The following is a 14,797-nucleotide window of genomic DNA, read 5'->3' on the forward strand; positions in this document are numbered from 1 at the left end:
TTATATCATTAATAAAAATGAAAAACTTATTCTTAATTTTTGTTATTGTATTTTTGTTTTCATGCCAAAAAAGAGAACAAAATAAAATGGAGGTTACTAAGGAAATTACAGCAGTAATAAACGAAATTGAAAGAGTAGAACCACCAAATTGGTTTGTAGGTTTTAAGGATACTTCGTTGCAATTATTAGTAAAAGAAGAAAATATTGGTGATGCAATACCTTCTATTTCTTATGAAGGAGTTACTCTCGAAAAAGTGAACAAAGCTAGAAGTAATAATTATCTATTTATTGATTTAAAAATTTATGCGTCTACAAAAGCAGGGAAATTTAATATCGATTTTACTTTTACGGATGGCACAAAAAAAACACATACTTACGAGTTAAAATTAAGAGATAAAAAGTCGGACGATTTTATAGGTTTTAACAGTTCTGATGCTATTTATTTAATTACTCCAGATCGCTTTGCAAACGGAGATGATTCTAATAACATCAATGCAGCATTAAAAGAAACAGATATAGACCGTTCTGATAATTACAAGCGTCATGGAGGCGATATACAAGGAATTATAAATCACATAGATTATATTTCAGACCTTGGTTTTACAACTGTTTGGCCAACGCCTGTACTTTTAAATGATATGGCAGAAAGTTCGTATCATGGCTATGCAATTACAGATTATTATAAAGTAGATTCTCGTTTCGGAAATTTATCAGAATATAAAGAGTTAGCTGATAAATTAAGAAAAAAAGACATGAAATTAATCATGGACCAAGTTGCCAATCATTGTGGTATTGGACATTGGTGGATGGAAGACTTACCTTTTGGTAATTGGTTAAACAATCAAAAAAATTATGAAGAGAATATTGATAATTGGAACAATGAAACCAATATTGGGTCTAACCATAGAAGAACTACAAATCAAGATATATACGTATCAAAAGCAGATTTAAAAGGAAATAATGAAGGATGGTTTACACCTGCAATGCCAGACTTAAATCAGCGAAATCCGTTTCTAGCAAAATACATTATTCAAAATAGTATTTGGTGGATAGAAACCTTGGGTTTAGGAGGTATTCGACAAGATACATATCCATACCCAGATAAAAACTTTATGAGTGATTGGGCAGGAGCTATTATGCATGAATATCCTAATTTTTCTATTGTTGGGGAAGAGTGGAGTTACAATCCGTTAATTGTTGGTTATTGGCAAAAAGGGGCTAATAATAGAGATGGTTATGAATCTAACTTAAAATCTCCCATGGATTTCCCAATGCAAAAATTTATTGTAGAAGGCATCAATGAAGAAGAGTCTTGGGACAAAGGTTTGATAAAACTATATGAAGGTTTAGCCAATGATTTTCATTATGCATCGCCAAAAGATGTGTTTATCTTTTTAGATAATCATGATAAAACAAGGGTTTTTACCGAGCTTTGGGAAGATACCTCAAAAGTAAAAATGGGGTTGAGTTATATGTTAACTTTACCTAGAATTCCTCAAATTTATTACGGTACAGAAATTTTAATGAATGATTCTGCAAACCCTGGAGATCATGGTTTAATACGAAGTGACTTTCCAGGAGGTTTTAAGGATGATGCTGTAAATGCTTTTACGGGTGAAGGATTAAATGAATACCAAAAAGACATGCAATCTTTTGTAACAAAGGTTTTGAATTATCGAAAAGAGAGTAAAGCAATTCATGATGGTAAAACCATTCATTTTGCTCCTTTTATGGGAACTTATTTCTTGTTTAGAACAAAGGATGATGAAACGGTTGTAAATATTATCAATAAAAATGACCAACCAATTACAATAGATTTAAAGCGATTTGAAGAGGTTGGATTAGAGGGGAAAACCTTAAAAAACATTATTACGGGCGATACTTTTATTTGGGGAAATGAAATTCATTTATCTGAAAAAGGTAGTGTTCTTTTAACAACAAAAATATAGGTAGTACGGTCTAAACCTTTTGAGGTTTTTAAACATAAAATATGAAGAATTATAAAATATTTTTTTTATTACTTTTTATAACAACTTTTTCGTTTTCACAGAATACAGACAGAGTCTTTAAAAGCATAAAACAAACAGCTAATGGTTTTAATATTAATGTGAATGATGGTTTGTACATTGTTACATTTTTAAACTCAAAAATTATAGAAACTAGCTTTATTCCTGCTGGTGAGCAGCAAATTAAAGAATCTCATGCGGTAGTTTTAAAACCATCAGAAGTAGATATTACCCCTGTAATTAGTGCAAATGAAAGTAATTTCTTTTCAAAAGGAATTTCTGTACTTGTAAAACATAAACCTTTTCAAATTATTTATAAGTATAATGATGAGGTTGTTATCTCAGAAAAAGCAGGTTATTTTAAGTCGGAACACCAACCAATGGATTTGGTTAGAGGCAATATTGTTGCCGATAAAACGGATAAAATTGAATTCAATTTAACTTCAGATGAGGTCTTATATGGTGCAGGATCAAGAGCTTTGGGCATGAATAGAAGAGGCAATAGATTGCCGCTTTATAACAGAGCTCAGTATGGTTATGAAACACATGCGGAGTTAATGAATTTTACGATTCCTTTGGTCATTTCTTCAAAAAAATACATGCTTCATTTTGACAATGCCCCTATTGGTTATTTAGATTTAGACAGTAAAAAAGACAACACATTAACGTACGAAACTATTTCAGGAAGAAAAACGTACCAAGTTATTGTTGGTGATTCTTGGCTAGAATTGGTTGACAATTATACAGATTTAACAGGAAAACAGCCTTTACCAGCTCGTTGGACTTTAGGAAATTTTTCGAGTAGATTTGGTTATCATTCTCAAGAAGAAACAGAAGTAACAATTGCAAAATTTAAAGAAGAAAAAATACCTGTAGATGCAGTGATTTTAGACTTGTATTGGTTTGGAAAAGAGTTGCAAGGAACCATGGGGAATTTGGAGGTTTACAAAGATTCTTTTCCTGATATGAAAGGAATGATTTCTGGACTTAAAGACAAAGGTGTGAAAACGGTTTTAATTACAGAACCTTTTATTTTATCTACTTCTAAAAAATGGGATGAAGCTGTAGCCAAAAAAGTTTTAGCAACAGATTCAATCGGAAATCCTGCAAAATATGATTTCTATTTTGGAAATACAGGTATAGTAGATATTTATAAAAAAGAAGGGAAAGAATGGTTCTGGAACATATATAAAGAACTTATAAATTTAGGAGCAAAAGGACTTTGGGGAGATTTAGGAGAGCCAGAGGTTTTGCCTTCTTGGGTCAATTTTCAAGATAAAAAAGCAGACGAAATTCATAATATTTACGGGCATGATTGGGCACGTTTAATTTTTGAAGGATATCAAAAAGATTTTTCGAATGAAAGACCTTTTATTTTAATGCGAGCAGGTTATTCTGGGTCGCAACGTTTTGGGATGATTCCTTGGTCTGGAGATGTTAACAGAACTTGGGGAGGATTACAATCTCAACCAGAAATTTCCTTACAAATGGGTATGCAAGGTTTGGGATACATGCATTCTGATTTAGGCGGTTTTGCTGGCGCAAATTTAAATGATAATTTATATATCCGTTGGTTACAATATGGTGTTTTTCAACCGATATTTAGACCTCATGCTCAAGAAGATGTTGCAAGTGAACCTGTTTTTAGAAGTGATAGAGCTAAGAAATTGACAAAAAAAGCAATTGAATTACGCTATAAATTATTGCCATATAATTACAATGTAGCGTTTGAGAACAATCAAAAAGGAACGCCTTTGATGCGACCTATCTTCTTTGAAGAAGACGATAAAAGATTGATGACTAATTCATCAACCTATTTATGGGGAAAAGATTTTTTAATCACACCAATTTTAAAAGATTCGGTAGCAAGCAAAGAAATTTATTTTCCAAATACAGCCAATTGGTTTAATTTTTATACAGATGAAAAAGTTATTGGTGGACAAACAAAATCCGTTGAATTAGATGAAGCAACAATTCCTACTTATGTTAGAGGAGGTGCTTTTATACCGATGGCAAAATTAGTACAGACTACAGATGCTTATAAAAGTGATGTTTTAGAAGTTCATTATTATTTAGATGCTTCTGTTAAAGAAAGTAAAAGAACGTTTTATAATGATAATGGTTTGCTTTCTAAAGCATTTGAAAAAGGAGCTTATGAAATTCTAGAATTTGAGTCTAAATTAACTAAACGTTGCTTAGAATTTGAAATGAAAGCAGCATTTGGTGAAAATTGGAATCCAGAGCAAAAAGAAATTACGTTGGTATTGCATAATATCAATTGGAATCCTAAAAAGATAAAAGTTGATGGAAAAAGAAAACGAATTTTATCAGAAAAAAATACCCTTACAATTCCATTAAATTGGAATCCTAAGAAAGAATTAAAAGTAAAAATTTTATTAAAATAAGAAATCAATTATGAAAAAAATATACAGCGTTATATCTGTTTCAGTGTTAGCAATAATAATTGGTTGTTCAACAGAAAAAACACCAAAAATTAAGAAGATGAATTCAAATCAAGAGAAAAAAACAGTGGTTTATCAGGTATTTACACGATTATTCGGTAATACAAATACCACTAATAAACCTTGGGGAACTATTGAAGAAAATGGTGTTGGTAAATTCAATGATTTTACTGATAAAGCCTTGTCTGAAATTAAAGATTTAGGAGTTACACATATTTGGTACACAGGTGTTCCGCACCATGATGTAATTAGAGATTATACCGCGTTTGGCATTTCAAATGACGATCCAGATATTGTAAAAGGTAGAGCAGGATCTCCATATGCAGTAAAAGATTATTACAATGTTAATCCAGATTTAGCAGTAAATGTAGAAAACAGATTAGAAGAATTTGAGGCTTTAATAGCGCGTTCTCATAAAAACGGATTAAAAGTAATTATAGATATTGTACCAAATCACGTTGCTAGAAATTATCAAAGCTTATCTAACCCAGAAGGGACTAAAGATTTTGGAGCAGATGATGATAAAACAGTGGAGTATAATGTAGATAATAACTTTTATTATGTGCCTAATAAAGCTTTCCAAGTACCAGACTTTTTAAATGGATATGCGCCTTTAGGCGGAGAAAAAAATCCATTATCAGATAATAAATTTGATGAAAACCCAGCAAAATGGACAGGTAATGGTTCACGAGCTGCAAAACCTCATTTTAATGATTGGTATGAAACTGTAAAAGTAAATTATGGTATTGCTCCTGATGGGAAAAAAGATTTTGAAGAATTACCAGAAGGTTTTGATAATGAAGATTACAAAAAACACTTTGAGTTTTGGCAAGACAAAAAAGTGCCTAGTTCTTGGATTAAATTTAGAGATATTGCATTGTATTGGACTGCAAAAGGAGTAGACGGATTTAGATACGATATGGCAGAAATGGTGCCTGTAGAGTTTTGGAGTTTTATGAATTCTGCCATTAAAATGAAGAATGAAGATGCTTTTCTATTGGCAGAAGTGTACAACCCAAATGAATATAGAAATTATATTAGAAAAGGAAAAATGGATTATTTGTATGACAAAGTGCAGTTGTATGATACCATAAAAAATATTATGCAAGGTCATGGATTAACAGATCATATTGCGCCAATTCAAGAAGATCTAAAAGATATTGAACACAATATGTTACATTTCTTAGAAAACCATGATGAGCAAAGAATTGCAAGTCCAGAATTTGCGGGAGATGCTTTAAAAGGAAAACCAGCAATGGTGGTTTCTGCAACAATTTCTACGGCACCAACAATGGTGTATTTCGGGCAAGAATTTGGAGAACCAGGTGCAGAAAATGCGGGGTTTGGTACTCCATCTAGAACTTCAATTTTCGATTATATTGGTGTGCCTACATTACAACGTTGGGTAAATGATAAAGAGTATGATGGAGGCCAATCTACAGATCAAGAAAAATCATTAAGAGATTTTTACAAGCGTTTGCTAAACTTTACCATTAAAAGTGATGCCTTAATGGGCGAGTATCAAGATATTCATCATTTTAATCGTGAAAATGCAGAATGGTATAATGAAAGAGTTTCTTCTTATGTAAGATGGAGTGATGATGAAAAATTAATTATCGTTTCTAATTTTAATGCTCATGATACTTATGGTTTCGAGTTAGGTTTACCACAAGATATTATTGCAAAATGGAACTTAAAAGAGGGGGGATATCAAGTAGAAGATCAATTGTATAAAGAGTATTCATCAACTTTAAAAGTAAAAAACGGAGAAGCTAGAGTTAGAGTAGATCTAAAACCATTAGAATCATTTATCCTTAAAGTTAAGTATTAATAACATAAACCTCAAAGGTTTTAAAACTTTTGAGGTTTAAAACATAAAATATAATTATGAAGAACCTTGTTTTTTTCATCTTCTTAGCATCTATTTTTAGTTGTAAAGAAAATTTATCAAAAGAAAAAGTAGCAACACAAACTGCTCAAAAAGAGTTTGTTTGGGAAGGCGCAAATATTTATTTTTTATTGACAGACCGCTTTAATAACGGAGATACCTCCAATGATATTAATTTTGAAAGGACTAAAGAAACAGGGAAGTTACGTGGTTTTAAAGGTGGAGATATTAAAGGAATTACTCAAAAAATAAAAGAAGGTTATTTTACCAAGTTAGGAATTAATGCTATTTGGATGACGCCAATTGTAGAGCAAATTCATGGTGGAACCGATGAAGGAACTGGAGTATCTTATGGTTTTCATGGCTATTGGACAAAAGATTGGACAAGTATAGATCCAAATTTTGGGACTAAGGAAGACTTGAAAGAATTGGTGGCTATTGCGCATAAAAACGGAATTCGTATTTTATTAGATGCCGTTATCAATCACACAGGGCCTGTTACAGAAAAAGATCCTGTATGGCCTTCAGATTGGGTAAGAACAGAGCCTACGTGTACGTATGATTCATATGAGCATACGGTTTCTTGTACGTTGGTAGAGAATTTACCAGACATTAAAACAGAAAGTAATAATGCTGTAGAATTGCCAATTCAGTTGGTAGAAAAGTGGAAAGCAGAAGGACGTTACGAGCTAGAAGTAAAAGAATTAGAGGAGTTTTTTACAAGAACTGGTCACCCAAGAGCACCTCGCTTTTACATTATGAAATGGCTAACGGATTATATTACTGAATTTGGAATTGATGGTTACAGGGTAGACACCGTAAAACATACAGAAGAATTTGTATGGCAAGAATTTAAGCAAGAGTGTGATGCCGCTTTTGCTATTTATAAAAAAAATAATCCTGAGAAAGTTTTAGATGAAAATAATTTTTATTTAGTAGGCGAGGTGTATAATTACACGATATCAGATGGAAAAGAATTTGATTTAGGTGGAGAAAAAATTAATTATTATGACAATGCTTTTCAAAGTTTAATCAATTTTGAATTGAAATGGAATGTGAAACAAATGGCAGAAACAGCTGTTTTTCAAAAATACGATTCACTTTTAAATACAGATTTTAAGGGATACGGAGTTTTGAATTATCTAACCTCTCATGATGATGGTCAGCCTTTTGATAAAGAAAGAGAACAGCCTTATAAAACAGCCACTATGTTGCTATTAACTCCGGGGACTTCACAAGTATATTATGGAGATGAATCGGCAAGAAATTTAATAATAGAAGACGCTGTTGGCGATGCAACCTTGCGTTCTTTTATGAATTGGGAAGACATTCAATCGAAAGAAGAAACTCAGAAAATTTTAGAGCATTGGCAAAAATTAGGTCAGTTTAGAGCCAATCATCCAGGGGTAGGTGCAGGGAAACACTCCCTTATTACAAAAGAAAATGGAGTTGTTTTTTCGAGAGTTAGAAAAGAAGATAAAATTATTGTGGGTATCAATTTACAGAAAGGAAATAAAGAAATTGAGGTTTTATCATTATTTAAAAATGGAGAGAAATTGAATGATTTTTATTCTAACCAAACTGTAGAAGTGAAAGACGGAAAAGTCGTTGTAAACTCAGAATTTGATCTTGTTTTGTTAGAAAAACAGTAAATTTTAATTATTAAACTAGTAATACAAACGTTCAAAATTTATTTTTGGACGTTTTTATGTATACTAATTTATTTTCAGGGCGTTACCTAAAGGTCGGGCTTTACACTATATCTTTTTGAGAAAAACAAAAAGGATGCCGTTTCAATCCCTAACGCAAGGACGTTTGCTAACAAAAGAGTAAAATAAAAGAATGAATAGAATTTTAAAAATTATATAAAGAAGTCTGTTTTTAGATTGTATTTTATTTTCATTTTTCTGTTTTAAAAAAAAAGAAAAGTCTATAAAAAAAATAATAAAAAAATCCACAAAAATAGCACAAACAGAGCGTACTTTTGTACTTGCTAAAAACAGTGTATTTAAAAGCAATTTAACTAGCAATTATTCATAAAGTAAGTGCCTATTACAAATTGGCATAATTAATGAATAGATAAACAAAGTAAGTGTGTTATTTAGATATTATAAAAAAAAGTTGTAAATTATAATATCAAGTGCACAAAAAGAAGTATCATTTAAGTCGGTTGCAGTCAACTTAAAACGATATTTTTTTGAGAAAATAAAGAGTCATTTTGTAAAATGACAAATAAAGAAATAATATGGGGACATTAGTAAATAATTATATTTTTAAAGCATTAGAGAGCTACCCTTTCGATTTGGAGGAGGTAATGGAGGCTTTAAATTTTGCATTATCTTATGATGATAAAAATACAATGGCATTAACTTTAATGGGTAGGGTTTATGCGGAAAAGTTGTATAAATATGAAGAAGCAATTGTGTATTTTAAACAAGCTTTGGCAGAAAATATTCATGCTTTTGAGGTATATACACCTTATATTAATACACTTCTATGGAATGAAGATTATAAAGAAGTAGAAGATTTTATAGATTTTGCTTTAACAGTAAAAGGATCTGATAAAGCACTTTTATATCTAAAGAAAGCAATTTTGCATGAGCAATTAAAAGACTATAAAACAGCGCTTACTTTTATAAAGTTAGCAAAAGAGCATACTTTTAATTCAGAATTTATGGCAGATATTGTTATCGAAAAAGAGAGAATAAAAGGAAAAATGCCTAAGAAAAAGAAAGCAAAAGCAACAAAGAAACCAGGTAAGACTTCTAAAAACAAGAAATAAGTAAAAGGTGTTAGCAGAAAAAGCTAACATCTTTTTTATTCAAATAGGGCGTCTAGGGTTAAAACGTCTAAAACACCATCTACAAAAAGGTTGTTTTTTTCTTCAAAATCTTTAATAGAATTTAAAGTTTCGAGCTTATAAAACCCATCTAATTTTATATTGAATCCCTTTTGATTTAATTGCTTTTGAATTTCAAATATCAAAGCACTTTTATACCCATAAAGCATTGTTTTATCAGGATTAAACATACTTTTAATTTTATTGATTGCAATTGATTTTTGGTGAGATTTTAAGTCGGTTCCGGTATTTTCTAAAAACTGAATTTCTTCATTAGACAAACCTTTCGTTTTTAATACAGCAGATTTTTCTAATTTACTTTCATAAAATTTAATAGTTGCAACTTTATCTGCATATTTTTTAACGGCTAATTTGGTTTCTTCTGTATCCTCTTCAGGAGTTCTAACATCAATATTATTAGCTGTCCACTGCAGTTTTACAAAACTATTTAAATCTTCAATAGCTTTATAATAATTGATAACCGTTTCCTGGTTGTAATAAGCGTTATCTATTTCTTTTGTCGTTTTATAATCAACATTAGGAGAATTGAATCTTTTATATTGAGAATATTGTCCGTAACCAATAAAAAAGGCAATAATCAATAAAAGTAAAATAATTAATTGTTTCATAAGGTTTGATTATTGTCTATTAGGTATTAACAAAAATAAGCAAAAGAAAAGGTTAGGAGTGTTTTCTATTAGAAGAATCTCTAATAAGTAATTCTACATCTAAAATCTTTTTGGTAAGTGTTTGTTTTACAACATCATTTTTAACATGTTCTAAAAAAGAAAGTGCAGCTAGTTTACCAATTTCCTCACTATGTTGCTCTATACTTGTAATAGAAGGAGTAACCATAGAACTAAAAGGTTCATTACCAAAACCAACCAAAGCTATTTCATCCGGAATACTAATTTTTTCTTCATTTAACACTTGTAAAGCACCAAGAGCGGCATAATCTCCAGCTACATAAACAGCATCTGGTCTATGTTCTAACGCTAGTAATTGATGCATTTTTTCTCTACCATCTTCAGTTGTTAAGTTACTTTCTATCAATAACTCATCTATGAGAGGTAAGTTGTGTTTATTTAAAGCATCTATATATCCTTTAATTCTGTTGTTAAAAATTCGGGTACGTTTAAAACCACCAATATGTGCAATTCTTTTACATCCTTGTTCTGCAAGATGTGCGACTATTAAATGACTGCTATTGTAATCATCTATACCGATATAATCTACATTTAAATCATTTTCTCCACGATCAAATGTGATCAAAGGAATTCCTGCTTTTTTAACTTTTTCAAAATAACTTAAGTCCACAGTTTCATTTGCCATGGAAGCAATAATACCATCTACTTGAGTAAATAATAAAGTATCTATACTAGCACATTCTTTTTTAAAAGATTCGTTAGATTGGGTGATAATAATGTTATAGCCTTCTTTATTTAGTACTTCTTCTATATTTTGTATTACAGAAGAAAAAAAATTGCTATTTGTTCTAGGAACAATCACACCCACTAGTTTACTTTTTCCACTTCTAAGAGCACTTGCTAGGTGATTTGGCTGGTAGTTTAGGTTTTTTGCAACTTGTCTAACGGCTTTTTTTGTTTTCTCACTTATTCGAGAATCGTTATGTAATGCCTTAGAAACAGCTGCTGGAGAGATGTTTAAAACACTTGCAATATCTTTTATGGTAGTTTTCTTTTTGATAATACTTTTTTTTATATATTTGCTTAATCGATTAAGCAAATATAATTCGATATTTAATATAATCAAAACGATAGTTCATTTCTTTCCTTTTGATTTTATTTTGAAACATTGCTTAAACGTTTAACCAATTAACTATAATATTAAAAAAAGGATTAAAATGGCAAAAGTAGTAACATTTGGAGAGATCATGTTAAGATTAGCTCCTCAAGGATTTCTAAGATTTTCACAAGCAAATAATTTTGATGCAGTTTACGGAGGTGGAGAATCTAATGTAGCAGTATCATTAGCAAACTACGGAATTGATGTAGATTTTGTAACGCGTTTACCAAAAAATGATATTGGTGAGTGTGCAATGATGGAAATGCGTAAAAGAGGTGTTGGTGTAGATAAGATTGTTTATGGAGGAGACCGTTTAGGAATTTATTTCTTAGAAACTGGAGCTGTATCTAGAGGATCTAAAGTGGTTTATGATAGAGCGCATTCTGCTATTGCAGAAGTAGAGTCTGGAATGATCGATTGGGATGCAGTTTTTGAAGGATGTGAATGGTTTCATTGGACAGGTATTATCCCTGCAATTTCTCAAGGTGCAGCAGATGTAACTTTAGAAGCTTTAAAAGCAGCTAGTGCAAAAGGAATTACTATTTCTACAGATTTAAACTACCGTGCAAAATTATGGAATTTCTGTGATGATGCTCATAGAGAGTCTATTATGACTGAATTAACTTCTTACTGTGATATCGTTTTAGGAAATGAAGAAGATGCAGAAATGCATTTCGGAATTAAGCCTGATGGAGCGGCAGTTCAAACAGCAGGACATGATGTAAAAGCAGAAGCTTTCTTATCTGTTTGTAAGCAAATGATGGAAAAATTTCCAAGAGCTAAAAAAGTAATTACTACTTTAAGAGGTTCTATTTCTGCATCTCACAATACTTGGGCAGGAGTTTTATATGATGGAAATGAAATGTTACAAACGCGTCAATACCAAATTACAGATATTGTTGATAGAGTAGGTGGTGGAGATTCTTTTATGGGAGGTTTAATCTACGGATTATTAACATACCCAGATAACGATCAAAATGCATTAGACTTTGCAGTTGCTGCATCTTGTTTAAAACACACTATTAAAGGTGATGCAAACTTAGTTACAGTTGCAGAAGTAAATAAACTTATGGGTGGTGATGCATCTGGAAGAGTAGCTAGATAAATCTAGTTTTTTGTTTAACTGTTAAGTAGTTTACACTATTTAACAGTTAAACAAATTTATAACTGTACATATACTAACTTTAAAATCAACGATATAATATGAAGAAATCTATAGCTATAATGTGTGGAGGTGGTCCTGCTCCAGGAATTAATACAGTAATTAGTACTGTTGCTAAAACCTTTATGAAAGATGGTTATGAAGTTATTGGTGTTCATCATGGATATCAAGGATTGCTTTCGGAAAACCCTGAATTGGAGATTTTTGATTTTCATCGTGCAGATCGTATTTTTAGTAGAGGTGGTTCTAGTCTTATAATGAGTAGATTTAAACCTAAAGACAGTGATTTTAAAGCAGATTTTTTTAAGAAAAATAACGTAAAATTATTGGTTACTATTGGAGGAGATGATACTGCTTCTACTGCAAATAGATTAACCAAATATTTAAAAAGTGAAGCATTAGACGTTAGACATATCCATGTTCCAAAAACAATAGATAACGATTTACCTTTGCCAGATAGAAACCCAACATTTGGTTTTCATACAGCAAAAGATGAAGGTGTTCGTATTGGAAATACCGTTTATGAAGATGCTAGAACCAGTCAAAACTGGTTTGTAATGTCTGCAATGGGACGTTCTGCAGGACATTTGGCGTTTGGAATTGCTTCGGCATGTCATTTTCAAATGGTGATTATTCCAGAAATGTTTAACAAAACAACGATTACATTTGAGAAGTTAATCAATATGATTATTTCTTCTATTATAAAATGTAAGGTTATGGGGGTAGAATACGGTGTCGCTTTAATTAGCGAAGGTGTTTTTCACTTTATGGAAGAGAAAGAAATTATCAATTCAGGGATTAACTTTACCTATGATGATCACGGACATCCAGAATTAGGAAACGTAAGTAAATCGCATATATTTAATTACTTACTGCAAGTTAAATTAAAAGAAATAGGATTAAATATTAAATCTAGACCAGTAGAATTGGGATATGAATTAAGATGTTGCAATCCTATAGCGTTCGATTTAACTTTATGTACTTTACTTGGTATTGGAGTTAAAAAATTATTTGATCAAGGTATTACAGGTTGTATTGTAAGTGCTAATTCTAATGGAGATATTTCACCTTTATATCTAAAAGATTTTGAAGATGAAAAGGGTAAAATTCCACCAAGATTAGTAGATATCAATTCTGATATGGCACAATTATTCATACAAAACTTATTCTTTTTAAAAGAAAAAGACTATGAAAATGCGAAAAAATATGTTACCAATCCGGAAGCATACGATTTCAAAAAAATATTAAACTGGGTATAATATTTAATTCGTGTAATTGTTTAATTGTTAAATTAATTGCAATTTTAAATTACGTAATTAAACAATAACCAAGTAAAGGATTAAACAAACAGTTAAAAAAACACAAAATAAAATGGCACAATTTTCAAGATTAGAAGTAGCGCAAGTAATGAAAGAAACAGGAATGATTCCTTTATTTTTTCATAACGATATAGAATTAAGTAAAAAAGTATTAAAAGCATGTTACGATGGTGGGGCTCGTTTAATGGAGTTTACAGCACGTGGAGATTTCGCTCACGAAGTTTTTGGAGCGTTAACTAAATACGCTATTGCAGAATTACCAGGTATGATTATGGGAGTTGGATCTGTAACAGATGCAGGAGCAGCATCTTTATACATGGCTTTAGGAGCAAACTTTATTGTAACTCCGGTTTTAAGAGAAGATATTGCAATTGCTTGTAACCGTAAAAAAGTATTATGGTCTCCTGGTTGTGGTACTTTAACAGAAATTACTAGAGCAGAAGAATTAGGATGTGAAATCGTAAAATTATTTCCTGGTGATATTTATGGACCACAATTTGTTAAAGGAGTAAAAGGGCCTCAACCTTGGACTAGCTTAATGCCAACAGGTGGAGTTTCTCCAACGGAAGAAAATTTAAAAGGTTGGTTTGATGCAGGTGTAACTTGTGTTGGAATGGGATCTAAATTAATTTCAAAAGAAATTATTGCAAATAAAGATTATGCTAAATTAGAAAAAGATGTGAGAGCAGCTTTAGCTATTGTAAAAGCAGTAAGAAAATAGTCTAAACTATTTAATACAAAAAGCTCCAACTGAAAAGTTGGAGCTTTTTTGTTTTTACAATTAAATGTGGTCTATACTTTTTTGCATTTCGTCGATACTTTAACATTCCTGACCAACCATCTAAATAATGGTCAATTAAATTAACTTAGATTTGTATATATAAATTAAAAACTTCTGAAATGTCTAAGAGCTTAAAAATATTATTAATAGAAGATAATCTAATTGAAATAATGAAAATGAAAAGAACACTTTCATTATTAAAATTAGAACATACAATTCAAGAAGCTAAAAATGGTGAGGAAGCTTTAAAAATTTTAGAAGATAAAAGTAATTTTCCTGATTTAATTTTATTAGATTTAAACATGCCAAAAATGAGTGGTATAGAATTTTTATCTATTTTAAAAAAAGATGAAAGTATACAGCATATTCCTACTGTAATTTTAACCACATCAGATAATCAAAGAGATTTAGACCAATGCTATAAAATTGGGGTTTCTGGTTATATTTTAAAACCTTTAAAATATGATGATTATGTTCATAAAATTGAAAAAGTTTTATCCTATTGGAGTACAAATGAATTAAAAAAATATTAAA

The 14,797-nt window shown here is 30.8% G+C and carries 11 protein-coding genes; 9 read left to right on the forward strand and 2 right to left on the reverse strand.

Annotated features, from left to right (window positions below; all coding sequences use genetic code 11):
* The first annotated feature begins 17 nt into the window (after nt 1-17).
* The 5 genes from H0I27_RS07890 to H0I27_RS07910 all read left to right on the forward strand — a co-directional run bounded on the left by H0I27_RS07890 (nt 18) and on the right by H0I27_RS07910 (nt 9,138).
* Nucleotides 18-1,949 carry a glycoside hydrolase family 13 protein gene (locus H0I27_RS07890; RefSeq protein ID WP_218733394.1) on the forward strand — a complete coding sequence of 644 codons (1,932 nt, stop codon included), beginning with the start codon at nt 18-20 and terminating at the stop codon, nt 1,947-1,949.
* A gap of 41 nt (nt 1,950-1,990) precedes the next feature.
* Nucleotides 1,991-4,411: a TIM-barrel domain-containing protein gene (locus H0I27_RS07895; RefSeq protein ID WP_218733396.1), complete on the forward strand. Its 2,421-nt coding sequence runs from the start codon at nt 1,991-1,993 to the stop codon at nt 4,409-4,411.
* A 10-nt stretch (nt 4,412-4,421) separates the two neighbouring features.
* Nucleotides 4,422-6,299, forward strand: coding sequence for an alpha-amylase family protein (locus H0I27_RS07900; protein ID WP_218733398.1), 1,878 nt, complete (start codon nt 4,422-4,424; stop codon nt 6,297-6,299).
* A gap of 56 nt (nt 6,300-6,355) precedes the next feature.
* Nucleotides 6,356-8,008, forward strand: a complete 1,653-nt coding sequence (locus H0I27_RS07905; RefSeq protein WP_218733399.1) for an alpha-amylase family glycosyl hydrolase — start codon at nt 6,356-6,358, stop codon at nt 8,006-8,008.
* Nucleotides 8,009-8,601: 593 nt separating this feature from the next.
* The gene (locus H0I27_RS07910; RefSeq protein ID WP_218733401.1) at nt 8,602-9,138 is read left to right on the forward strand and encodes a M48 family metallopeptidase; all 537 of its coding nucleotides are present in this window, start codon (nt 8,602-8,604) and stop codon (nt 9,136-9,138) included.
* Between the two features lie 35 nt (nt 9,139-9,173).
* Here the strand turns inward: H0I27_RS07910 and H0I27_RS07915 are convergent, their stop codons facing one another.
* Both H0I27_RS07915 and H0I27_RS07920 read right to left on the reverse strand, forming a co-directional pair.
* The gene (locus H0I27_RS07915) at nt 9,174-9,824 is read right to left on the reverse strand and encodes a peptidoglycan-binding protein (protein ID WP_218733403.1); all 651 of its coding nucleotides are present in this window, start codon (nt 9,822-9,824) and stop codon (nt 9,174-9,176) included.
* Between the two features lie 52 nt (nt 9,825-9,876).
* Nucleotides 9,877-10,905 (reverse strand): LacI family DNA-binding transcriptional regulator, encoded by a 1,029-nt coding sequence (locus H0I27_RS07920; protein WP_218733820.1) that lies wholly within the window; start codon nt 10,903-10,905, stop codon nt 9,877-9,879.
* Between the two features lie 154 nt (nt 10,906-11,059).
* Between H0I27_RS07920 and H0I27_RS07925 the strand changes: the two genes are divergently transcribed.
* The 4 genes from H0I27_RS07925 to H0I27_RS07940 all read left to right on the forward strand — a co-directional run bounded on the left by H0I27_RS07925 (nt 11,060) and on the right by H0I27_RS07940 (nt 14,796).
* Nucleotides 11,060-12,106: a sugar kinase gene (locus H0I27_RS07925; RefSeq protein WP_218733404.1), complete on the forward strand. Its 1,047-nt coding sequence runs from the start codon at nt 11,060-11,062 to the stop codon at nt 12,104-12,106.
* 98 nt (nt 12,107-12,204) lie between these two features.
* On the forward strand, nt 12,205-13,422 hold the full coding sequence (locus H0I27_RS07930; protein ID WP_218733406.1) for a 6-phosphofructokinase: 1,218 nt from the start codon (nt 12,205-12,207) through the stop codon (nt 13,420-13,422).
* A 112-nt stretch (nt 13,423-13,534) separates the two neighbouring features.
* Nucleotides 13,535-14,203: a bifunctional 4-hydroxy-2-oxoglutarate aldolase/2-dehydro-3-deoxy-phosphogluconate aldolase gene (locus H0I27_RS07935; RefSeq protein ID WP_218733408.1), complete on the forward strand. Its 669-nt coding sequence runs from the start codon at nt 13,535-13,537 to the stop codon at nt 14,201-14,203.
* A gap of 179 nt (nt 14,204-14,382) precedes the next feature.
* A complete protein-coding gene (locus tag H0I27_RS07940) occupies nt 14,383-14,796 on the forward strand; it encodes a response regulator (protein WP_218733410.1) in 414 nt (137 codons plus the stop codon).
* Nucleotide 14,797: the final 1 nt, after the last annotated feature.

Origin of the sequence: Polaribacter sp. HaHaR_3_91 (assembly GCF_019278525.1) — a bacterium.
Classification (GTDB): domain Bacteria; phylum Bacteroidota; class Bacteroidia; order Flavobacteriales; family Flavobacteriaceae; genus Polaribacter.

Coding starts and splice junctions, on each gene's coding strand:
- H0I27_RS07895 (WP_218733396.1), top strand. CDS start 1,991: ATGAAGAATTATAAAATATTTTTTTTATTACTTTTTATAACAACTTTT.
- H0I27_RS07905 (WP_218733399.1), top strand. CDS start 6,356: ATGAAGAACCTTGTTTTTTTCATCTTCTTAGCATCTATTTTTAGTTGT.
- H0I27_RS07925 (WP_218733404.1), top strand. CDS start 11,060: ATGGCAAAAGTAGTAACATTTGGAGAGATCATGTTAAGATTAGCTCCT.
- H0I27_RS07915 (WP_218733403.1), bottom strand. CDS start 9,824: ATGAAACAATTAATTATTTTACTTTTATTGATTATTGCCTTTTTTATT.
- H0I27_RS07930 (WP_218733406.1), top strand. CDS start 12,205: ATGAAGAAATCTATAGCTATAATGTGTGGAGGTGGTCCTGCTCCAGGA.
- H0I27_RS07910 (WP_218733401.1), top strand. CDS start 8,602: ATGGGGACATTAGTAAATAATTATATTTTTAAAGCATTAGAGAGCTAC.
- H0I27_RS07890 (WP_218733394.1), top strand. CDS start 18: ATGAAAAACTTATTCTTAATTTTTGTTATTGTATTTTTGTTTTCATGC.
- H0I27_RS07900 (WP_218733398.1), top strand. CDS start 4,422: ATGAAAAAAATATACAGCGTTATATCTGTTTCAGTGTTAGCAATAATA.
- H0I27_RS07935 (WP_218733408.1), top strand. CDS start 13,535: ATGGCACAATTTTCAAGATTAGAAGTAGCGCAAGTAATGAAAGAAACA.
- H0I27_RS07940 (WP_218733410.1), top strand. CDS start 14,383: ATGTCTAAGAGCTTAAAAATATTATTAATAGAAGATAATCTAATTGAA.